This window comes from Haloactinopolyspora sp. (assembly GCF_027324685.1).
Taxonomy (GTDB): domain Bacteria; phylum Actinomycetota; class Actinomycetes; order Jiangellales; family Jiangellaceae; genus Haloactinopolyspora.
Genome location: NZ_DAHVSH010000092.1, coordinates 22,979 through 42,621 on the forward strand (window position 1 = coordinate 22,979; position 19,643 = coordinate 42,621).

Sequence of the window (19,643 nt, forward strand, 5' to 3'; positions counted from 1 at the left end):
GGGGAATCTGATCGACGATGCTGAGCATACCCAGCCCCGATCTGGGCGTCGCCCCAGGTCGGTTGGGCGTTCTGCGTGACATCGTCGCTGGTCTCGACTCCGTCGTCATGGGGTTGTCCGGGGGTGTCGACTCCAGCCTGCTGGCGCGGGTGTGCCGAGACGTCCTCGGTCCTGACCGCTCGCTGGCCGTCATCGCCCGCTCCCCGTCGCTGCCCGGCGGCGAGCTCGAGGCCGCGCTGGACGTCGCGCGGGCCATCGGTATCCAGGCGCAGGTCGTCGACACCGACGAAGTCACTGACAGCCGCTACGCCGCCAACCCGCGCAATCGCTGCTACTTCTGCCGCGACGAGCTATTCGGGCGGCTGGAACGAGTCGCCGAAGAGCGCGGGTTCGCCACCGTCGCGTACGGCGAGATCGTCGACGACGCCGGCGACCACCGGCCCGGCCGGGCTGCGGCCATCCAGCACGGCGTGCGCGCGCCGTTGCGAGAAGCTGGCCTGACCAAGGCCGACGTACGCGAGTTGGCTCGCGAGCTCGAGCTGCCGGTCTGGAACAAGCCCGCGATGGCGTGCCTGGCTTCCCGGATTCCCTACGGCGACCCGGTGACTCCGGAAAAGCTGCACCAGATCGACCTCGCCGAACGTGTGCTGACCGACCTGGGGTTCCAGCAGGTGCGGGTGCGCCACCACGGTGACTCCGCGCGCATCGAGGTCGCGCCCGACGACGTCGCCGCGGTGCTCGAACGCGGAGACGAGGTCAGCGCCGGCGTGCGCGCCGCGGGGTTCGAGCACGTGACGGTCGACCTCGACGGCTACCGACCGGGCAGCCTCAACACCAAGGGAGCGCGACGCTCCCTGCCCCTGGTCTGAGGGAAGCGGCCATGCAAACGCACAGGCAATCGAGCTCTGAACACCACAACGTTGCTGGGGGACCGGATGGCTGCTGACATCGTCGACGACGGTCCCGCGGCGGGGCCCGGCGAGCATCTCGCCGGCCGGCATGTCCTGCTGACTGGCGCGACCGGGTTCCTCGGCCAGGCCACGCTCGAGAAGCTGCTGTCCACCTACCCGGACACGCACGTTTCGGTGCTGATCCGTCCGCGCGGCAGCATGACCGGCGCCGAGCGGCTGACCAAGCTGCTGCGCAAACCGGTGTTCCGGAAGTGGCGCGAGGCCGTCGGCTCCGACGAGGTCGAGCGCGTCGCCGCGCAGCGGGTCACCGTCATCGAGGGCGACCTCGGCACCGTGGCCGAGCTGCCCGCCGATCTCGACGTCGTGATCCACGGCGCGTCCACCGTGTCGTTCGACCCGCCCATCGACGAAGCCTTCGACACCAACGTCGCCGGGGTCGTGCAGTTGTACGAGACGCTCGCGGCCAGTGGCGCCGACCCGCACGTGGTGCACGTGTCCACGGCCTACGTCGCCGGCGTGCGCAAGGGCGTGGTGACCGAAGCCAGCTTGACGCACGATGTCGACTGGCGAGCCGAGGCCGCGGCCGCGGCAGCCGCGCGCGCCCAGGTCGAGACCGCCTCGCGGCGCCCCGAGGTGCTGCGCAAGGTGATGGCCGAGGCGCGCAGCGAGCATCGTAAGGCCGGCCCGCAGGCCGTCGTGGAGTCCGCCGAACCGGCCCGCATCGAGTGGGTGAACAAGCGCCTGGTCGACTACGGCCGCACCCGCGCGCAAAGCCTCGGCTGGCCCGACGTGTACACGCTCACCAAAGCGCTGGGCGAACGTGCCGCTGAACAGATGTGGGCCCAGACCGGGCACCGGCTGTCCATCGTCCGCCCGGCCATCGTCGAGAGCTCGCTGCGCTACCCGTACCCGGGCTGGATCGACGGGTTCAAGATGGCCGACCCGCTGATCATCGCCTACGGCCGCGGCATCCTGCCGGAGTTTCCCGGCCTGCCCGACAGCGTGCTCGACCTGATCCCCGTCGACCTGGTCGTCAACGCCATCCTGGCGGTGGCCGCCGCACCACCGGAGCCGCGCGAGCCTGGGTATTACCACGTCAGCTCCGGTGCCCGTAACCCGCTGCCGTTCCGCGGCATGTACGAAAACGTGCACGCGTACTTCAGCCGGCACCCGATGCCGGACAGCGAACGTGGCCACATTCAGGTGCCGTCCTGGCAGTTCCCCGGCAGCACACAGGTCGAGCGGATGCTGAAGACCGGCGAACGCGCCGTCGAGTTGGCCCAGCGCACACTCATGCGGGTGCCGGCCTCGGACCGCACCCGCACGTGGATGCGCTCGCTGCACCGGCGCCAGCAGGATCTCGAGGTCCTGCGCACGTACGCCGACCTCTACCAGTCCTACACGCAAGCCGAGGTCATCTACGACGACAGCCGCACCCGGGCGCTGCACGAGTCGCTGCCGCCGCAGCGGCGGCTGGTGCACGGCTTCGACGCAGCCGAGATCGATTGGGAGCACTACCTGCAAGAGGTGCACTTCCCCGGGGTCACGGCCTCCATGCGGGCGTTCTCGTCGCGTCCCCGGGCCAAGTCCGGTGGCGACGCCGCACTGCCGCAACGCACTGATGTCGCCGCCGTGTTCGATCTCGAGGGCACGGTCGTCGCGTCCAACACCGTCGAGCAGTACATCTGGGTCCGTCTCGCCGCCATACCGCGTTCGCAGTGGCCGCGGGAGCTGACCGACCTGCTGCGCTCGTTGCCCCGGTACCTGCTGGCCGAACGCCGCGACCGTGGCGACTTCATCCGCACGTTCATGCGGCGCTACGAGGGCGTCGACGAAGAGCAGTTGCGAAAGCTCATCGACGAGACCCTGGGCGAGGCGTTGCTGCAGCGGGCGATGCCCGAGGCGATCCGGCGCATCCGGCAGCACCGCGCGGCCGGGCACCGCACCGTGCTCATCACCGGCACCATCGACGTGCTGGTGGAGCCGATCGCGCCGTTGTTCGACGAGGTCGTGGCCGGCCGGATGCACAGCCGCGACGGCGTCTGGACCGGCTACCTCGACAGCCCGCCGCTGGTGGACGAAGCCCGCGCGGCCTGGCTGCGCCGCTACGCCGAGTCCACCGGCGTCGATCTCGCCCAGTCCTACGCCTACGGCGACAGCTACTCCGACCGGGCCTGGCTCGAACTGGCCGGCAAGCCGAACGCGGTCAACCCGGATCCCGCCCTGTACCGGCACGCCAAGCGCAAGCACTGGCGCGTGCAGAACTGGGGCCAGCACACCCGCAGCCGGCTCGAGGCGCTGGCCGTCACCGGAAGCTCGGAGGTGAACCGGTGATCCTGTCGCTGGAGTACCGGCACTCGTCGGCTCGCTACCTCGCCTCCCGGACGGTCACGTCCACCAAGGCCGGCAGTCGGCTGTCGGCGATGGTCGCGGGCAACATGTCGCCGTTGCGGCTGATCAATCTCGCCGCGCCTGTCGTTCCTGGTGAAGGCTGGACGCGCGTCGCGCCCCGGCTGTCCGGCATCTGCGGATCCGACATCGGGTTGCTGACCGGACGCTCGTCGCCGTATTTCTCTTCGGTGTCGTCGATGCCGTTCGTCCCGGGACACGAGGTCGTGGGCGAAACCCTGGACGATCTGCCCGACCTGCCCGCGGGTTCGCGGGTGGTGCTCGATCCAGTGCTCTCGTGCGAGCCGCGCGACATCGAGTCGTGCCGGTGGTGCGCCGACGGTCGCGAGAGCCGCTGCGATCACGTGACGACCGGCCGGCTGGCCCCGGGCGTGCAGACCGGAAGCTGCTCGGAGACCGGCGGCGCGTGGAGCCGGCAGTTCGTGGCGCACCGCAGCCAGTTGCACGTCGTCCCTGACTCGCTGGACGACGAACGGGCCGTGCTCGTCGAGCCGCTGGCCTGCGCCGTGCATGCTGCTCGGCGGGTCGACATCGACCCGGGTGCGACGGTCGTCGTGGTCGGCGCCGGCACCGTCGGGCTCATGACCTTGCTGGCGTTGCGCGAAGTGGCGCCCACCGCGCCGATTCACGTCATCGCCAAACACCGTCACCAGCAGGAACGTGCACTCGCCCTGGGCGCCACCGCGGTACACGAGCCGTCGCACGCCGTGCGCGCCCTGCGGCGCTCGACGACCGCACGGATGCACAAGCCGGAATGGGGCCGTGAGTTCCTGCTCGGCGGGGTCGACGTGGTGTTCGAATGCACCGGAGGGGCGAGCGGACTCGACTCGGCCCTGCGCCTCGCCCGTGCCGGCGGTACGGTCGTGGTGTCCGGGATGCCTTCGGGCAGTGTCGATCTCGCGCCGTTGTGGCTGCGTGAACTACACCTGGTCGGTGCCTATGCGTCGGACTCCGGCGGCGGCAACGGGCAGCGGTCGGACTTCGCCGAAGCCATCGAGCTCGCCGGCGCGGCGCCGATCGACGGGTGGGTCGAGCCGCCCTACCCACTGCGCCGGTGGCGCGAAGCCATGGCACATGCCGTCGACGCCGGCAAGCTCGGCAGCGTCAAGATCGCGTTCGCTCCGGGCAAGGACTGAGGAGGAGACATCCATGAGCAGGCCAGGCTTCGTCCTCACCGTCGACGAGCGCACGCCGCCACTGCTGGTGCACCAGGGGGAGGGGTTCCGCCTCGAGCGGCTGCCGCTGGGTAGCCGGGTCATCTATCCGCCGGACTCGTTGAAAGGCGTACGCAACGTCGACGCCGAGATCCAGCATGCGCTGCTGAATCCGCTGGGCATCGAGCCGCTGCCGGAGCTGCTCTACCCGAACATGCGCCTGACCATCGTGTTCGACGACCTCTCGTTGCCGCTGCCGCAGATGCAGACCCCGGACATCCGGCAACGAGTCATCGAGCACGTCCTCGAACTGGCCGCGGCCAAGGGCGTCGACGACGTCGAGCTGATCGTCGCCAACGCGTTGCACCGGCGGATGACACCGGCAGAGATCAAACGCGTGGTGGGCGAACGGGTGTTCCGCTCGTTCTTCCCCGAGCATCTGCGCAACCACGACGCCGAAGACCGCGCCAATCTCGTCGAGATCGGCAAGACCAAGCACGGTGAGGTCGTCGAGCTGAACCGCCGGGCGATGGAAAGCGACCTGATCGTCTACGTCAACATCACCACGACGCCGATGAGCGGCGGTCCGAAGTCGGTGTCGGTGGGCCTGGCCAGTTACCGCAGCCTGCGTCACCACCACAACGTGCACACCCTGCGGCATTCGCGCTCGTTCAACGACCCGCCCAACTCGGCGATGCACCATTCCTACGAGCGGATGGCCGACCTGATCGGCGGGCACGTCAAGGTCTTCACCATCGAGACCTCGCTGAACAACGACACGTTCCCCACGGCCACGAGCTTCCTGAACAAGCGCGAGTGGGAGTGGAACGTCGCCGACCAGGCCAGCTACCTGGCGGTCAAGCGTGGCAACGAGCTGATGCCGGCTCGCGCGCGTCGCAAGGTGTGGCAGAAGAACGTCGCGCCGTACGCCGTCACCGGTGTCAACGCGGGCCTGCCGAGCGAGGTGCACCCGGTCACGCTGGACAACGTCCATCGCCAACAGGTCACCGAAGTGCAGGGGCAGGCGGACGTCGCCATCTTCGGGCTGCCCTACATCTGCCCGTACAACGTGAACTCGATCATGAACCCGATCCTGGTGATGTCGCTGGGCCTCGGGTACTTCTTCAACCTGTACAAGAACCGCCCGATCGTCCGGAAGGGCGGCGCGGCGATCTTCTATCACCCGGTGGAACACGAGTTCCACCCGGTGCACCACCCGAGCTACATCGACTTCTTCGACGAGGTGCTCACCCAGAGCACCGACCCGGTCGTGCTGGAGACGAAGTACGAAGAGCAGTTCGCGACCGACCCCTGGTACATCCAGCTGTACCGCAAGAGCTACGCCTACCACGGCGTGCACCCGTTCTACATGTGGTACTGGGGTGCGCACGCGCTGGAGCACCTCGGTGAGGTCATCTTCGTCGGCGGCAACCGTCGTACGACCGCCCGAATGGGGTTCAAGGCGGCTTCGACGCTGGCCGACGCGCTCGAGATCGCCTCGCACACCGTGGGGCGCAGCCCGTCGATCACGTACCAGCACGCACCGCCGCTGGTCGTGGCGGACGTTCGGTAGGTGAGACGATGACTGAGCGGACGAGCCTGCGCGACGAGTTGCGACTGTTGCGGCACGGCCGGGACTGGCGTGGGCGCTCGACCGTGCCCCGGTCGGCCGACCCGTGGATTCTGGACGGCAAGCCGCGTGATCTCAGCAATCAGTGGGCGCGCAGCCGCCCGGCCGTGGCCGCGCGGGCGATGCTGCGCGGCGGGCTGCTGCGCCCGGTGACGTGGAGCCAGACGCAGCCGGTGGTCGAAGGCAGCGACTACCTCGAGAACCTGCGCGGTCCGGTCGTGTTCGTGGCGAATCACTCCAGCCACCTCGATGCGCCGTTGATCGTCGGATCGCTGCCGAAACGGTTCGCCGACCGGTTGGCCGTGGGTGCCGCGGCGGACTACTTCTTCGACGCCCGGTGGCGCGCGGTGACCTCGGCCCTGTTCTTCAACACCTTCCCCGTCGAGCGGCATGGCGCCGGGCGCCAGCGCAGTCAGGCCGTCGAACTGCTGGAGCAGAAGTGGAGCCTGTTGCTGTTCCCGGAGGGCACCCGCTCCGAGGACGGCACGATGGGGGTGTTCAAGGCCGGGGTGGCGCAGCTGTGCGTGGCCAACCAGGTGCCGGTGGTGCCGGTTGCGCTGCGCGGTGCCTACATGGCGATGCCGCGGGGGCGCAACTGGCCGGTGCCGGGCCGGCCGCGGGTGGCCGTCCGGTACGGCCGGCCGCTGTACCCGGCCGAGGGCGAGGGATTCCGTGAGCTGCGCGACCGGATGATGCGGGCCGTGGCTCGGCTGGCCGCTGAAGAGGACCAGGGGTGGTACGGCGCGATGCGGGCAGAGATCGACGGCACGCTCGAGGTGCCGAGCCGTCGTGGCGACGTGCCGAAAGCCAGCCGGTGGCGTCGCACCTGGGAGTCGACGAGGCCGCTGGCCGATCGATCCAGGCGGCGCGTCTGGACGTGGTGATTCCGCTGTTCCTCAACGTGGTGGAACACCTGTGCTCAGGACGAATGTGCCTTGTATCACCTTGCTGTGAAACCTGCCCAGAAGGCATACTGATCGCATAGCGAATGATCCTTCTTTTTAGGCTGTAGGAAAGGGGGACGAGGTGAGCCGTCCGTCCGGACCTGCTCGTCTCGCGCTTCATGGCCTTCGACATCCGTGAGTACACACGCACGTCCGAGGGGGTCAAATGGCAGGATCTCCCGCTCGATGACTTTCACGACAACCCGCTGCCGCCTGACACGCTGCGCACGCTGCGCTACATGTGTGACGTCGAGTATCACACCGTGTGTTATCTGCGCGACATGCTGGTGACGCCGTCGCACCAGGATCCTGAAATCACCGCGTTCATGACCATGTGGAACGTGGAGGAGTTCTGGCACGGCGAGGCGCTGGCCGACGTCCTGGCCCGCCACGACGTCACCATCGACTTCGACCACCTCAAGTCGGTGCGCCTGAAGATGGGCTGGCGCGACAAGTTCGACCCCATCAAGCAGTCGATGCTGGCCAACCTGGTCGGTATCGACTTCGTCGCCGTCCACATGATCTGGGGCGCGGCCAACGAATGGTCGGCCATCACCGCCTACAACCGGCTGGCTGAGATCAACGAGCACCCGGTCCTGGCGGAACTGCTCAAGCGCATCGCCAGGCAGGAAGCCAAACACGTCGCCTTCTACGCCACCCAGGCTCGCGAGCGACTGGCGCGCAGTACCAAGGCACAGAAGCTGGCCCGTTTCGCGCTGCGCAGGTCCTGGGGTCCGGTCGGCACCGGAGTGATGGCCGAGTCCGAGGTCCGCCATGTGCTGAACCACTTGATGAGCGGCCCGGACGGGCGCAAGGCTGCGCGCGCCATCGACGGTCACATCTCGAAGATGCCGGGCCTGGCCGGCCTGCGCATCGTCGAGGATGCGCTCGACGCGCGCGGCATCCCCGCCTGACTTTCGTCAAATGATCATGTTCACTAGGCAAATCCCTGCCACACCACCCATACACGCCTGGTGATGCGCCACAACGCCTCGTGGTGTGAGCCTTCGCCGAGAGATCGGTCACGGCGGCCGGGACGACGGGAGCGGTCAGCTGATCCGAGTGCGGCAGTTGACACCACGAGGTGATCTGTCGCATCACCAGGCGTGTATGGGTGGTGGGGCAGGCAGTCACCAAGTGAACATGATCATTTCCGAACGGCGACGTAAATGTGGTAATCGACGTCGCGGCCCTCGCGACGAACTGTGCGCATGATGTGGTCGACCGGGCCGACGGTCGCGGACAAGGTCGACGACAGCGCCGGCGACGGCGTCGACGACCACACCGCCACGACCCCGCCGGGTCGCAGCGCCCGCGCCGCCGCGGAGGTCGCGTCAGCCTCGTAGACCTGCGCGTTCGCCGCGTGGATGAGGAAGTCCGGCCCGTTGTCGACGTCGAACAGGATGCCGTCGTACGTGCCGGGCTGCACGGTGGGCAGCATCGCCAGCACGTCGTCGGTCACCACCTGGACCCGCGGATCGGCCACGACCTCCTGGGCGTCCGGCACGATCCCGGCCCGGACCAGCCGGACCAATTCCGGCTCCAGCTCGACGACGTCGACGTGCTCGACCCGCGAGTCCGCCAACAGCTCACGCACGGTGAATCCGAAACCCAGCCCGGCCACCAGAACTCGCCGGGGTGAGCGGTGGTGCTGCAGCAGCGCCGCGGCCAGCAGTTGCTCCGTGGACGTCTCAGCGGTGTCCATCGCGAACGCGCCGTTGATGATGAGTTCGTAGACGACATCGTGGTCCGAGCGCCGACGGCGCACGACGAGCTCACCCCCGACGCCATCGACCCGAACGAGGGTCTCCGCTACATCGTGCACAACCCGAAGCCTAAACGAGGCCGATCTTCTGGTGCGCCCGTGCAGATGCGCGTAATCTGCGTCACATCGAGCGCTCCGATGTCGTAGCGGTCACTTGGGGCGCTTCAGGACGGCTCCTGGGAGGCTGTGCGTGGGCAGACGAAGCGCAACGTTGGCCGTGGCGAGCCTGATGGTGCTCGGCCTGGCAGCGTGCGGGGGCGGAGACGACGGCCCGCCGACGCTGACGTGGTACATCAACCCCGACGACGGCGGGCAGGCGGAGCTGGCCGCGCGCTGTACCGACAGCGCGGACGGCGCCTATCGCATCGAGACCTCGTTGCTGCCGCGCGAGGCATCCGCACAGCGCGAGCAACTGGCGCGACGGCTCGCGGCGAACGACTCGTCGATCGACCTCATCAGCCTGGACCCGCCGTTCATCCCCGAGTTCGCCGAGGCGGGCTTCCTCGCCGAGATCCCCGACGACGTCGCCGACGCCGTGACCGAGAACGTCGTGCAAGGCGCGATCGACGGCGCCACCTGGAAGGACGAGCTGGTCACGGTCCCGTTCTGGGCCAACACCCAGCTGCTGTGGTATCGCAAGTCCGTGGCCGAGGCGGCCGGGCTGGACCCGGAGAACGAACCGGTCACCTGGCAACAGATCATCGACGCCGCCGCACAGCAGGACAAGTACCTGGGCGTGCAGGGAATCCGGGCCGAAGCCCTGACCGTGTGGATCAATGCCCTGGTCGCCTCAGCCGGTGGCGAGATCATCACCAACCCGGAGGCCGATGTCGCCGACGTGCAGCTCGGTCTCGAATCCGAGGCCGGACAGCAGGCTGCGGAGATCATCGGAACCATCGGCCGCGAGGGCCTCGGCGGTCCCGGGTTCGCCAACGAGGACGAGAACGCGTCGATGCTGCTGTTCCAAGGCGACCAGGGTTCGTTCATGGTCAACTGGCCGTTCGTGTGGGCGGCCACCCTGGCTGGTGTCGAGGCCGGCAACCTCGACTCGGGGTTGGTCGACGACATCGGCTGGGCGATGTATCCCTCGGTGGCCGAAGGCGAGGAGGCGCGTCCGCCCTACGGCGGCATCAACCTCGGCATCGGTGCGTTCGGCGATCACGTCGACGAGGCCTTGGACGCCGCGCAATGCATCGTCAGCGTCGAGAACCAAGCCTTCTACATGGTCACCAACGGCAACCCGGCCTCCAACACCGAGGCCTACGACGACCCCGAGGTGCAAAAAGCGTTCCCGATGGCCGATCTGATCCGTGAGTCACTCGAGCAGGCCGGCCCGCGGCCACAGACGCCGTACTACAACGAGGTCTCCACCGGGCTGCAGAACACGTGGCATCCGCCGAGCTCGGTGCAACCGGACTCCACACCCGAGGCGGCCACCACCTTGATCACCGAGGTGCTGAAGGGGGAGAGGCTGCTATGACCACGACACGTGTGCCGGACAGCGCCGCTGAGCAGGAAGCCGTGGCGGCCGCGCTCAGCGATCGCGCCAGAGCGGAGCGGCGCCTGGGATGGTGGCTGGCCGGCCCGGCCTTCGTCGTCATGCTCCTGGTGACCGCCTACCCGATCGTCCAGGCGTTCTACGACTCGTTGTTCCAGTTCCGGCTCACCGACCCCGACGCCCGCGAGTTCAACTGGCTCGGCAACTACTGGGTGGTCTTGACCGACAGCGTGTGGTGGCAGGCCGTTGGGGTGACGGTCCTGATCACCGCCATCACCGTGGCCGTCGAAGCAGTGCTGGGCTTCGCGCTGGCCCTGGTGATGCACCGGGCGCTGCGAACGTTGCGCCCGGTGCTGCGTACCGCGATCTTGGTGCCGTACGCCATCATCACCGTCGTCTCGGCGTTCGCGTGGTTCTACGCGTTCGACATCAGCACCGGTTTCGTGAACTCGTGGTTCGACTGGCTGCCCGGCATCGGTGCCGACACCAACTGGTTCGGCGAGTTCTCCACGTCGGTCACGGTGATCATCGCGTCGGAGATCTGGAAGACGACGCCGTTCATCTCGCTGCTCCTGCTCGCCGGCCTGGCCCAGGTACCCGAGGACCTGCAGGAGGCAGCGAAGGTCGACGGCGCGACGTGGTGGCAGCGCATGTACAAGGTCACGATCCCGAACATGAAGGCTGCGATCATGGTCGCGCTGCTGTTCCGCACGCTGGATGCGTTCCGGATCTTCGACAACGTGTTCATCATGACCCAGGGCTCGAACAACACCGAGGTCGTGTCGTTCCTGGCCTACCGGCAGACGATCAGCCGGCTGGAGATCGGGCTGGGCTCTGCGGTGTCGGTGCTGCTGTTCCTGTGCGTGGTCCTCATCAGCTTCACGTTCATCAAGTTGTTCAAGGTCGACCTGGCCAGCGCGAGGGGTGAGCGGTGATGGACGAGAGGGATCTGCCGACCCGCGAGAAGGTCCTGTGGTGGATCGCCGGTGTCGTGGTGATCGTCTACGCGCTGTTCCCGGTCGTGTGGATCGTCGCGCTGTCCTTCAAGACCCCCAGCGACCTGGGCAGCAAGCGGTTCTGGCCGACGAGCTGGGTCTGGGAGAACTACGACAACATCCTCGCCGGTGACGCTCAAGAGCTGTTCTTGTCCGCGCTGCGCAACTCCATCGGGATCTCGCTGATCGCCACGTTCATCTCCGTCGTCCTGGCGACTTTCGCGGCGTACGCGATCGCCCGGCTGGATTTCCCGGGCAAGCGCGTGATCCTGACGACGGCGTTGGCCGTGGCGATCTTCCCGGTCATCTCGATCGTGACGCCGTTGTTCAACCTCTGGCGCAACATCGGCCTGTACGACACCTGGCCCGGATTGATCATCCCATACCTGTCGTTGACGCTGCCGATCTCGATCTGGACGTTGTCGGCGTTCTTCCGCCAGATCCCGTGGGAGCTCGAACAGGCGGCCCAGGTCGACGGCGCCACCACGTGGCAAGCCTTCCGCAAGGTCATCGTGCCGCTCGCGGCGCCGGGTGTGTTCACCACGGCGATCATCTCGTTCTTCATCGCGTGGAACGACTTCGTCTACGGCATCTCGCTGACCTCCACCGAGAGAGCACGTCCGGTGCCGGCGGCGTTGGCGTTCTTCACCGGAGCCTCGCAGTTCGAGGACCCGGCCGGGTCGATCGCCGCCGCGGCCGTCATCGTGACGATCCCGGTCGTGGTGCTGGTTCTGCTGTTCCAACGCCGGATCGTCTCCGGTCTCACCCAAGGCGCCGTCAAAGGCTGACGTCGTCGCGACACTGCTGAGGAGCAACCTCATGGCGGCTATCACGCTGAAGAACATCAACAAGCAGTACGGTGACGGCTACCGGGCGGTCAAAGACGTCAACCTCGACATCGCCGACGGCGAGTTCGTCATCCTGGTCGGCCCGTCGGGATGCGGCAAGTCGACCCTGCTGCGGATGATCGTCGGGCTGGAGGACATCACCAGCGGCGAGTTGCTGATCGGTGGCGAGCGGGTGAACGAGAAGGCCCCGCGTGATCGCAACCTGTCGATGGTGTTCCAGAACTACGCGCTCTACCCGCACCTGACGGTCTACGAGAACATCGCCTTCCCGTTGCGCCTGGCCAAGGCGCCGGACTCGGAGGTCGACGAGCGGGTCCGCCACGCCGCGGAGCTGCTGGAGCTGACCGAGCATCTGGACCGGAAGCCGGCCAACCTCTCCGGTGGTCAGCGCCAGCGGGTGGCGATGGGGCGCGCGATCGTGCGCGAGGCGCAGGCGTTCCTGTTCGACGAGCCGTTGTCCAACCTCGACGCGAAGCTGCGTGGGCAGATGCGCACCGAGATCTCGCGGCTGCAGAAACGACTGGGCATCACCACGGTGTACGTCACGCATGACCAAGTCGAAGCGATGACGCTGGGCGATCGGGTGGCGGTGCTGCGTAAGGGTGTCCTGCAGCAGGTCGCCTCGCCGCGCGAGCTCTACGAACGCCCGGTGAACCTGTTCGTCGCGGGCTTCATCGGCTCGCCGCCGATGAACTTCATCCCGGCCACCGTCGAACGCGACGAACTGCACACCCCGTTCGGGCAATGGCGGTTGCCGGAGGGCAAGCGGCCGGACCTGTCCGGACACGAGATCGTCCTGCTCGGCGCGCGTCCGGAGGCGTTCGAAGACGCGGCCGTGGTTTCGGAGACCATCCGCGACCACGGGGTGGAGTTCGAGGCCCACGTCGACGTCATCGAATGGCTGGGCAACGAACAGTACGCCTACGTCCCCTACGAGGCCCCGGACGACATCAGCGCCCAGCTCGCCGACTTGGAGCGTGAGCTGGACAGCGAAGCGATGCGCACCCAGTTGGTGGTCTCGCTCGACGCCACGAGCCGTATCCCCGAGGGCTCCACCGCCCAGCTCTGGCTCGACCTTCGCAAGGTGCACGTGTTCGATCCCGCGTCGGGCACCAACCTGACCGTCGCCCAGAGCTCCGGCAACGGGGCGGCGAAAGCACCGGCCGGTGATGCGTCCGCAGCGGCCGTGGACGAGTCCGCGGACGGCAGCGCGCAGGGCTGACCGGGCAGGTGCTCACGCAGTCCGCACGGGGGAGATGTCAGGGTTTTCTCCTCCCCCGGGATGGGTGAGTCGTTGCTAAGGTCGTCAGTTGTGGAGGAGACTCGAGACCAACGTGCGATGCGGGCGTCCGACGCCGATCGTGACCGCATCGCCGACGTGCTGCGCCAGGCCGCGTCGGACGGTCGGCTGAGCCTGGCCGAACTCCACGAACGTATCGACGCGTTGTACGCCGCCAAGACCTATGGCGAGCTCGAGCCGGTCGTGCGTGACCTGCCGGACGCATTGCCCGACGCGCCGGCCCCGGTGCACCCGCCTGCGGCTGCGCCGTCGGCGGATCCGGTGCCCAGCGGCCGGGTGGGAGGGCGGCCGGCCCGTCGCGAAGGCAAGGCCGTGTTCTCCGGCTTGCTTCGGCGTGGTCAGTGGGTGGTGCCGTCCGACTACCGGGTCAAGGCCGTGTTCGGTGGTGTCGAACTCGATCTTCGCGAGGCGCAGCTTGAGACGCGCGAGGTCCACATCCGGGCGAAGGCCGTGTTCGGCGGGGTCAACATCATCGTGCCTGACGACATCCGGGTGGACGTCGACGGCGACGGCGTGTTCGGCGGTTTCGCCGACAATGCCAGTACGCGGCAACCGCCCAGCCAAGCGCCGGTGCTGCGGGTGTCCGGCAAGGCGGTATTCGGTGGCGTCAATGTGCAGCGTAAGTCGATCGGAGAGAAATGAGCGAGGTGCCCGACCATCCGAAGCCGGCGCCGGACGTCTCGCCCAGCCCTCATCCCGGGGTGGAACTGCCCGACGTTCGCAGCGGCGCTGACCTGCGCTGTTCCGACGTCGACCGGGAGCGGGTGGCCGAGGCGCTGCGCCAGGCGGCGACCGACGGACGACTCACCTTGACCGAGCTAGAGGAGCGTCTCGACGCCACGTTCAAGGCCCGCACCTACGGCGATCTGCAACCCATCACCCGCGACCTGCCGCAGGGGCCCTACCCGATTCCCGGCGGGTCGAGCACCACGCAGTGGCAACCCAGCGCCTCTGATGGAGCGGCCGCACAGCAGGCGGGCTCGGCGTACCCGGCGCAGACCCAGGCATCGGCGGCGCCGGCGCGGCCGAGCGAGCGCATCACCGCGGTGCTGAGTACCGAGAAGCGCAAGGGCCGCTGGGAGGTTCCGGCGCGCATCGACGTCACGACCGTGCTCGGCGAGGTGGTCCTCGACTTCTCCGAGGCGATCGTGCGCTCGGGTGAAGTCGACATCTATGCCGGTGTGGTCCTGGGCAACGTGACGTTGATCGTGCCTGAAGGCATCGACGTACGGATGGAGCAAGGCGCGAACATCCTCGGTGACCGCAAGATGAAGCTTCGCTCCGAACCGACGCCGGGCGCGCCGGTGTATCGGGTGCGTGGCTTCGTTCTGCTGGGCGAGATCACGGTCCGCCCGCCGCGGCAGTCGCTGGGCTCGATGTTCGACCACTGACGTCGAATCACCGCGAATCTCCCGCATCTGCGGGTGTAATCTCGATTTCATGCCGCATTTTCGGGTATCCGAGGCAGCTCGCATCCTCGGTATCAGCGACGACTCGCTGCGCCGCTGGGCCGACACCGGGAAGGTGGAGCTGAGCCAGGACGACGCCGGCCGGATGGTCGTCGACGGTGTGGAGCTCGCCCGGGTCGCCCGAGAGATCGTGCCGAGTGAGTCGGCACTGCCGGTGCCGCGGGAGTCCGCGCGCAACCACTTTCCGGGCGTCGTCGTCGCTGTCCGCAAAGACACCGTGATGGCGCAAGTGGAGATCCAAGCCGGTCCACATCGGGTGGTCTCCCTGCTCAGCGCGGAGGCCGTCGACGAGTTGGGCTTGGCCGTGGGTGTGGCGGCCATCGCGTCGGTGAAGGCCACGAACGTCGTCATCGACCTGCCCGGTGATCACCGATGAGGGGTGTGCGGTTGGTGTCCGTCCTGGCAGCCGCGATCATCGTGACCGGCTGTGCCGACGACGAGCCGGAGCGGGGCGGCGAGGTGACGGTGCTGGCCGCGGCTTCGCTCACCGAGCCGTTCGAGGCGCTCGGCGAGCGATTGGCCGAGGACTACCCGGATCTCGACGTCACGTTCTCCTTCGGTCCCAGCTCCGGCCTGGTCGAGCAGGTGATCGCCGGTGCTCCGGCCGACGTGCTCGCCACGGCCAACACCGTGACCATGGACAACGCCACCGCGGCCGGGATGCTGGCTGCCGAGCCGCAGGTGTTCGCGCGCAACCAGCTGGCCCTGGCCGTCCCGGCGGGCAACCCCGGCGAGGTCACCGGTCTGGTCGATCTCGCCCGCGGCGAGTTGCGGATCGCGCTGTGCGAGCCACACGTTCCCTGCGGTGCCGCAACAGCGGCGTTGCTCGACGCCGCCGGCGTCGACGCCGCGGCGGACACCCTGACCACCGACGTCAAGGAAACCGTCGCGTTGCTGACCTTGGGTGAGGCCGACGCTGGGCTGATCTACCGGACCGACGCGGTAGCAGCCGACGATGCGGTGGAGATGGTCGAGGTCGCGGAGTCGGACAGTGTGGTCAACGATTACCCGATCGGTGTGCTGGCCGAGGCGCGCAACCCTGAAGGAGCACAGATGGTGGTGGATGCTGTCGTGGGTGAACTCGGCCGGGACGTGCTCGGCGAGGCTGGGTTTCTCGTCCCGTGAGACGAGTGCGGCGGCCCCGCGACGGACGGGTTCCGGTGGTGCTGCTGGTGCCGTCCCTGCTCGGTCTCGCGCTCCTCGTCCTGCCCATGGCCGGGTTGCTGGTACGGGCGCCGTGGGGACGTCTACCAGCGATTCTGTCGTCGGCCGACGTGCTCACCGCCGTGCGGCTGTCGCTGGTGACAGCCACGGTGGCCACGGTGGTGTGCCTGGTGTGTGGGGTACCCATCGCGTGGGTGCTCGCACGCACGGCGTGGCCCGGCCGGTCGTTGTTGCGCGGGGTGGTGACCGTCCCGTTGGTGCTGCCGCCGGTCATCGGGGGGATCGCGCTGCTCATGGCGTTCGGCCGACGCGGTGTCGTCGGCGGCTGGCTGGACGAGACGTTCGGCGTGAGTCTGCCGTTCACCACCGCCGGTGTGGTGATGGCCCAGGCCTTCGTGGCGATGCCGTTCCTGGTGGTCGCCGTCGAAGGCGCGTTGCGCACGTCGGATCGCCGCTACGACGACGTGGCAGCCACTCTGGGGGCGTCGGCGTGGACGACGTTTCGCCGGGTGACTCTTCCCTCGGTGGCACCGGGCGTCTTGGCCGGCGCGGTGCTGTGCTGGGCCCGCGCGCTGGGCGAGTTCGGCGCGACGGTGACCTTCGCCGGCAGTTTCCCCGGTACCACGCGCACGCTTCCGCTGGAGGCCTACGTGGCGATCGGCTCCGGTGACACCGACACGGCGATCGTGTTGAGCCTGCTCATGATCGTGGTCTCGGTGGGCATCCTGGTGGGTTTGCGCCGGCACTGGGTGGGCACCGCATGAGCCTGCATGCCGAGATCGAGCTCACGCGCGGTGATCTGGACGCGCAGGTCTCCCTCGAGGTGCCCGCCGGGCAGGTGGTTGCCCTGATCGGACCGAACGGGGCGGGCAAGTCGACCGTTCTTGACGTGCTCGCAGGTTTGCTGCGTCCTCAGGCCGGGCGAGTCGTGCTCGACGACATCGTGCTCGACGATGTCGCAGGCGATGTACATGTGCGTTCGCAGGACCGCCGAGTGGGCATCGTCGTCCAGGACTATCTGCTGTTTCCCCGCCTGAACGTCCTCGAGAACGTGGCCTTCGGCCTTCGGGCCAGGGGAGTCGCTCGCGCCGAGGCGCGAGCGCGGGCACGTGAGTGGCTGCGCCGGATGGACCTACTCGGCTATGAGCGTCGCCGCCCCGCGTCGTTGTCCGGTGGGCAGGCGCAACGGGTGGCGCTGGCCCGGGCACTGATCGTCGAGCCCCGGCTGCTCCTGCTGGACGAGCCGCTGGCGGCGCTCGACGCCGGCACCCGTCCGGCGGTGCGTGCGCAGCTACGCCGGCACCTCGCCGGCTACGACGGGTGCGCGGTCGTGGTCACCCACGACCCGCTGGAGGCGATGGTGCTCGGCGATCGCATGGTGGTGATCGAACGCGGCCGGGTCGTCCAAGAGGGCACCCCGGCCGAGGTCGCCGGACGGCCGCGCACGGAGTACGTCGCTCGGCTCGTGGGGCTGAATCTCCTGCGTGCCACCGCAACCGGCCGGGTGGCCGAGGTGAGCCGCTCCGGCGACGGCGCGGCGGACGGCACCGCGTCGGTGACCCTGGCCCACGACGCGCACGGCCCGGTCCACATCGCCTTCGCGCCGGCCGCGGTGACGCTGAGTCCGACACGTCCCGACGGATCGGCGCGTAACGTCTGGCCGGTCACCGTGCACGACGTGGAGGCACACGGCGACCTGGTCCGCGTGACGGCGACCGGCGCGGTCTCCGTGCTGGCCGACGTCACGCCGCTGGCGGTGGCCGACCTGGATCTCGCGCCGGGCGCGCAGGTGTGGGCGTCGGTGAAGGCCAGCGAGATCAGTGTCTACCCGGCATAGCGGGCCGGTGCCACCGGCGAACCGCCCACCTGGGACGATGGGCGGCGTGGCACGGTCGAGTCGAGGAAATTACGCGCTGGGCGACATCATCCGCAGTGTCGTCGTTCTGGCCGGCGTCCTGGCGGTGGGCGCCCTCCTGTTCAATCTGGTGAACGACGCCGAGCCGCACCTTCCCGAGCCCGTCGACTACGCCGCCGCGCTGGATGCCGCGCGCGCGGAGTACGACTACCCGGTTCTTGCTCCGGAGCCGTTGCCCGACGGGTGGCGCGCCACCAGCGTCGAGTTCGATCAGGGTCAGGGCGGAGACCGCTGGCGGCTGGGCTTCCTGACCGCCGAGGAGCAGTACGTCGGGCTGCACCAGTCCGACGGCGAGATCGAATCTTTCCAGGACGAACGGCTGGGCGAGTTCACCCCCGACGGGGAGTCGAACGTCGCCGGGCAGACCTGGCAGCGCTGGGTCGAGCAGGACGACGCGCCCGATCACGCCCTGAGCCGGGTCGACGAGGGCGCGGTGACCATCGTCATCGGCACGATGTCTTACGCCTCGCTCGAGGACTTCGTCGCGTCACTGCGCTGACGTCTCGCCCGGCTCTTGCCGGCTGGCTGCATCGAGGCGTTCGCGCGCCCCCTCGAGGTAGCGCTCGCACAGAGTGGCCAGTTCCTCGCCACGCTGCCACAACGCCAGGGACTCCTCGAGCGTCGTGCCGCCTGCCTCCAGTTTGGCCACGATCTGCACCAGCTCGTCGCGGGCCTGCTCGTACGTCGGCTCGGCGTCACTCATGGCTGCACCCTAACGCTTCGCCTCGCCTGAGCGTGCCTGGCCAAGCCAGCGAGCTGCCGCTGGCACCGGAACGCGGCAGGTCGGCCACTACGTGATGTTCTGTCGCTGCGTGCCCAGCTGTTCGATTCCCAGGTCGAGCACATCTCCGCTGCGCAGGTATGGGAAACGTCCGGACAGCGCCACGCCCTCGGGCGTACCGGTATTGATCACATCGCCGGGTTGTAGCGAGACGTACTGGGACAGGTACCAGACCAGGTATGACACCGAAAAGATCATGTCTGCCGTCATCGAGTCCTGGCGAGGCTCGCCGTTGACCGTCGACCACAGGCGAAGAGCTTGAACGTCATCCACCTCATCGGCCGGCACGAGAGACGGGCCGAGCGGGTTGAACGTGGGACACGATTTGCCTCTGGTCCATTGCTTGCCCGGATCGGAAAGCTGGTAGTCACGTTCCGAGACGTCGTTGCTCACGGTGTAGGCCGCGATGTGGTCCGCTGCGTCGGCTGGCGATTCGAGATGGCTCGCCTCGCGGCCGATGACGACGGCCAGCTCCACCTCCCAGTCGACCTTCTGCGCGCCCCGAGGGATCAGGACGTCGTCATTCGGTCCGACGACCGCGCCGGGATGTTTGAGGAACAGGATCGGTTCGGCCGGTGGCGTGGAGCCCGACTCGGCGGCGTGGGCCGCATAGTTCTGCCCGATGCACAGCACGGCCTGTGGTCGAGCGACCGGGGGTCCGATCCGGAGGCTCGCCGCATCGCGCACCTCGGGCAACTGCCCGGCGGCCAAGGCGGCACGTGTGCGCTCTATACCGTCAGCGGCCAGGAAGGCACCGTCGATGTCGCCGACCAGTGGCGAAAGGTCGTAGGTGGTCTCGTCCTGGCGCACAGCAGGACGTTCCTGGCCTGCCGGTCCCAGCCGTAGTAGTTCCACAGATG

The 19,643-nt window shown here is 68.3% G+C and carries 20 protein-coding genes; 17 read left to right on the forward strand and 3 right to left on the reverse strand.

Annotation, left to right across the window (positions count from 1 at the left end; all coding sequences use genetic code 11):
• Positions 1 to 17: 17 nt before the first annotated feature.
• From larE to M6444_RS10170, 6 genes are all read left to right on the forward strand, one after another.
• Positions 18 to 869: an ATP-dependent sacrificial sulfur transferase LarE gene (gene larE, locus M6444_RS10145; protein ID WP_298326417.1), complete on the forward strand. Its 852-nt coding sequence runs from the start codon at positions 18 to 20 to the stop codon at positions 867 to 869.
• A gap of 66 nt (positions 870 to 935) precedes the next feature.
• Positions 936 to 3,245: an HAD-IB family hydrolase gene (locus tag M6444_RS10150; RefSeq protein WP_298326420.1), complete on the forward strand. Its 2,310-nt coding sequence runs from the start codon at positions 936 to 938 to the stop codon at positions 3,243 to 3,245.
• Positions 3,242 to 4,456 (forward strand): zinc-binding dehydrogenase, encoded by a 1,215-nt coding sequence (locus M6444_RS10155; protein WP_298326422.1) that lies wholly within the window; start codon positions 3,242 to 3,244, stop codon positions 4,454 to 4,456. The genes M6444_RS10150 and M6444_RS10155 overlap by 4 nt, the downstream gene beginning before the upstream one ends.
• A gap of 13 nt (positions 4,457 to 4,469) precedes the next feature.
• Positions 4,470 to 6,047, forward strand: coding sequence for a lactate racemase domain-containing protein (locus tag M6444_RS10160; RefSeq protein ID WP_298326424.1), 1,578 nt, complete (start codon positions 4,470 to 4,472; stop codon positions 6,045 to 6,047).
• An 8-nt stretch (positions 6,048 to 6,055) separates the two neighbouring features.
• Complete coding sequence (locus M6444_RS10165; RefSeq protein WP_298326429.1) at positions 6,056 to 6,988, forward strand: lysophospholipid acyltransferase family protein; 933 nt, start codon at positions 6,056 to 6,058, stop codon at positions 6,986 to 6,988.
• A gap of 179 nt (positions 6,989 to 7,167) precedes the next feature.
• Positions 7,168 to 7,962: a ferritin-like domain-containing protein gene (locus M6444_RS10170; protein WP_298326430.1), complete on the forward strand. Its 795-nt coding sequence runs from the start codon at positions 7,168 to 7,170 to the stop codon at positions 7,960 to 7,962.
• Between the two features lie 233 nt (positions 7,963 to 8,195).
• Here the strand turns inward: M6444_RS10170 and M6444_RS10175 are convergent, their stop codons facing one another.
• On the reverse strand, positions 8,196 to 8,873 hold the full coding sequence (locus M6444_RS10175; protein ID WP_298326432.1) for a hypothetical protein: 678 nt from the start codon (positions 8,871 to 8,873) through the stop codon (positions 8,196 to 8,198).
• 130 nt (positions 8,874 to 9,003) lie between these two features.
• On the opposite strand from M6444_RS10175, the gene M6444_RS10180 reads away from it, so the two are divergent.
• The 11 genes from M6444_RS10180 (at position 9,004) to M6444_RS10230 (ending at position 18,501) form a co-directional block, all read left to right on the forward strand.
• Positions 9,004 to 10,293, forward strand: a complete 1,290-nt coding sequence (locus M6444_RS10180) for an extracellular solute-binding protein (protein ID WP_298326435.1) — start codon at positions 9,004 to 9,006, stop codon at positions 10,291 to 10,293.
• Positions 10,290 to 11,246, forward strand: coding sequence for a sugar ABC transporter permease (locus tag M6444_RS10185; protein ID WP_298326437.1), 957 nt, complete (start codon positions 10,290 to 10,292; stop codon positions 11,244 to 11,246). Before M6444_RS10180 ends, M6444_RS10185 begins: the two co-directional genes overlap by 4 nt.
• Positions 11,246 to 12,094 carry a carbohydrate ABC transporter permease gene (locus M6444_RS10190; protein WP_298326438.1) on the forward strand — a complete coding sequence of 283 codons (849 nt, stop codon included), beginning with the start codon at positions 11,246 to 11,248 and terminating at the stop codon, positions 12,092 to 12,094. Before M6444_RS10185 ends, M6444_RS10190 begins: the two co-directional genes overlap by 1 nt.
• A gap of 31 nt (positions 12,095 to 12,125) precedes the next feature.
• The gene (ugpC, locus tag M6444_RS10195; RefSeq protein WP_298326440.1) at positions 12,126 to 13,376 is read left to right on the forward strand and encodes a sn-glycerol-3-phosphate ABC transporter ATP-binding protein UgpC; all 1,251 of its coding nucleotides are present in this window, start codon (positions 12,126 to 12,128) and stop codon (positions 13,374 to 13,376) included.
• A gap of 90 nt (positions 13,377 to 13,466) precedes the next feature.
• A complete protein-coding gene (locus M6444_RS10200) occupies positions 13,467 to 14,096 on the forward strand; it encodes a DUF1707 domain-containing protein (RefSeq protein ID WP_298326443.1) in 630 nt (209 codons plus the stop codon).
• Complete coding sequence (locus tag M6444_RS10205; protein WP_298326446.1) at positions 14,093 to 14,845, forward strand: DUF1707 domain-containing protein; 753 nt, start codon at positions 14,093 to 14,095, stop codon at positions 14,843 to 14,845. Before M6444_RS10200 ends, M6444_RS10205 begins: the two co-directional genes overlap by 4 nt.
• A gap of 49 nt (positions 14,846 to 14,894) precedes the next feature.
• Complete coding sequence (locus M6444_RS10210) at positions 14,895 to 15,299, forward strand: TOBE domain-containing protein (RefSeq protein WP_298326449.1); 405 nt, start codon at positions 14,895 to 14,897, stop codon at positions 15,297 to 15,299.
• A 14-nt stretch (positions 15,300 to 15,313) separates the two neighbouring features.
• Positions 15,314 to 16,048 carry a molybdate ABC transporter substrate-binding protein gene (gene modA, locus M6444_RS10215; RefSeq protein ID WP_298326451.1) on the forward strand — a complete coding sequence of 245 codons (735 nt, stop codon included), beginning with the start codon at positions 15,314 to 15,316 and terminating at the stop codon, positions 16,046 to 16,048.
• Entirely contained in the window at positions 16,045 to 16,851 is an 807-nt protein-coding gene (locus M6444_RS10220) for an ABC transporter permease (protein WP_298326454.1), read from the forward strand. Before modA ends, M6444_RS10220 begins: the two co-directional genes overlap by 4 nt.
• The gene (locus M6444_RS10225) at positions 16,848 to 17,924 is read left to right on the forward strand and encodes an ATP-binding cassette domain-containing protein (protein WP_298326457.1); all 1,077 of its coding nucleotides are present in this window, start codon (positions 16,848 to 16,850) and stop codon (positions 17,922 to 17,924) included. Before M6444_RS10220 ends, M6444_RS10225 begins: the two co-directional genes overlap by 4 nt.
• A gap of 46 nt (positions 17,925 to 17,970) precedes the next feature.
• Complete coding sequence (locus M6444_RS10230; RefSeq protein ID WP_298326460.1) at positions 17,971 to 18,501, forward strand: DUF4245 domain-containing protein; 531 nt, start codon at positions 17,971 to 17,973, stop codon at positions 18,499 to 18,501.
• Here the strand turns inward: M6444_RS10230 and M6444_RS10235 are convergent.
• Both M6444_RS10235 and M6444_RS10240 read right to left on the reverse strand, forming a co-directional pair.
• Positions 18,490 to 18,705 (reverse strand): exodeoxyribonuclease VII small subunit, encoded by a 216-nt coding sequence (locus M6444_RS10235; protein ID WP_298326463.1) that lies wholly within the window; start codon positions 18,703 to 18,705, stop codon positions 18,490 to 18,492. The genes M6444_RS10230 and M6444_RS10235 overlap by 12 nt on opposite strands.
• 87 nt (positions 18,706 to 18,792) lie before the next feature.
• Positions 18,793 to 19,638 carry a fumarylacetoacetate hydrolase family protein gene (locus M6444_RS10240; RefSeq protein ID WP_363326315.1) on the reverse strand — a complete coding sequence of 282 codons (846 nt, stop codon included), beginning with the start codon at positions 19,636 to 19,638 and terminating at the stop codon, positions 18,793 to 18,795.
• Positions 19,639 to 19,643 lie beyond the last annotated feature (5 nt).

Coding starts and splice junctions, on each gene's coding strand:
- M6444_RS10210 (WP_298326449.1), top strand. CDS start 14,895: ATGCCGCATTTTCGGGTATCCGAGGCAGCTCGCATCCTCGGTATCAGC.
- M6444_RS10225 (WP_298326457.1), top strand. CDS start 16,848: ATGAGCCTGCATGCCGAGATCGAGCTCACGCGCGGTGATCTGGACGCG.
- ugpC (WP_298326440.1), top strand. CDS start 12,126: ATGGCGGCTATCACGCTGAAGAACATCAACAAGCAGTACGGTGACGGC.
- M6444_RS10170 (WP_298326430.1), top strand. CDS start 7,168: ATGGCCTTCGACATCCGTGAGTACACACGCACGTCCGAGGGGGTCAAA.
- M6444_RS10190 (WP_298326438.1), top strand. CDS start 11,246: ATGGACGAGAGGGATCTGCCGACCCGCGAGAAGGTCCTGTGGTGGATC.
- M6444_RS10160 (WP_298326424.1), top strand. CDS start 4,470: ATGAGCAGGCCAGGCTTCGTCCTCACCGTCGACGAGCGCACGCCGCCA.
- M6444_RS10185 (WP_298326437.1), top strand. CDS start 10,290: ATGACCACGACACGTGTGCCGGACAGCGCCGCTGAGCAGGAAGCCGTG.
- M6444_RS10205 (WP_298326446.1), top strand. CDS start 14,093: ATGAGCGAGGTGCCCGACCATCCGAAGCCGGCGCCGGACGTCTCGCCC.
- M6444_RS10165 (WP_298326429.1), top strand. CDS start 6,056: ATGACTGAGCGGACGAGCCTGCGCGACGAGTTGCGACTGTTGCGGCAC.
- M6444_RS10150 (WP_298326420.1), top strand. CDS start 936: ATGGCTGCTGACATCGTCGACGACGGTCCCGCGGCGGGGCCCGGCGAG.
- larE (WP_298326417.1), top strand. CDS start 18: ATGCTGAGCATACCCAGCCCCGATCTGGGCGTCGCCCCAGGTCGGTTG.
- M6444_RS10235 (WP_298326463.1), bottom strand. CDS start 18,705: ATGAGTGACGCCGAGCCGACGTACGAGCAGGCCCGCGACGAGCTGGTG.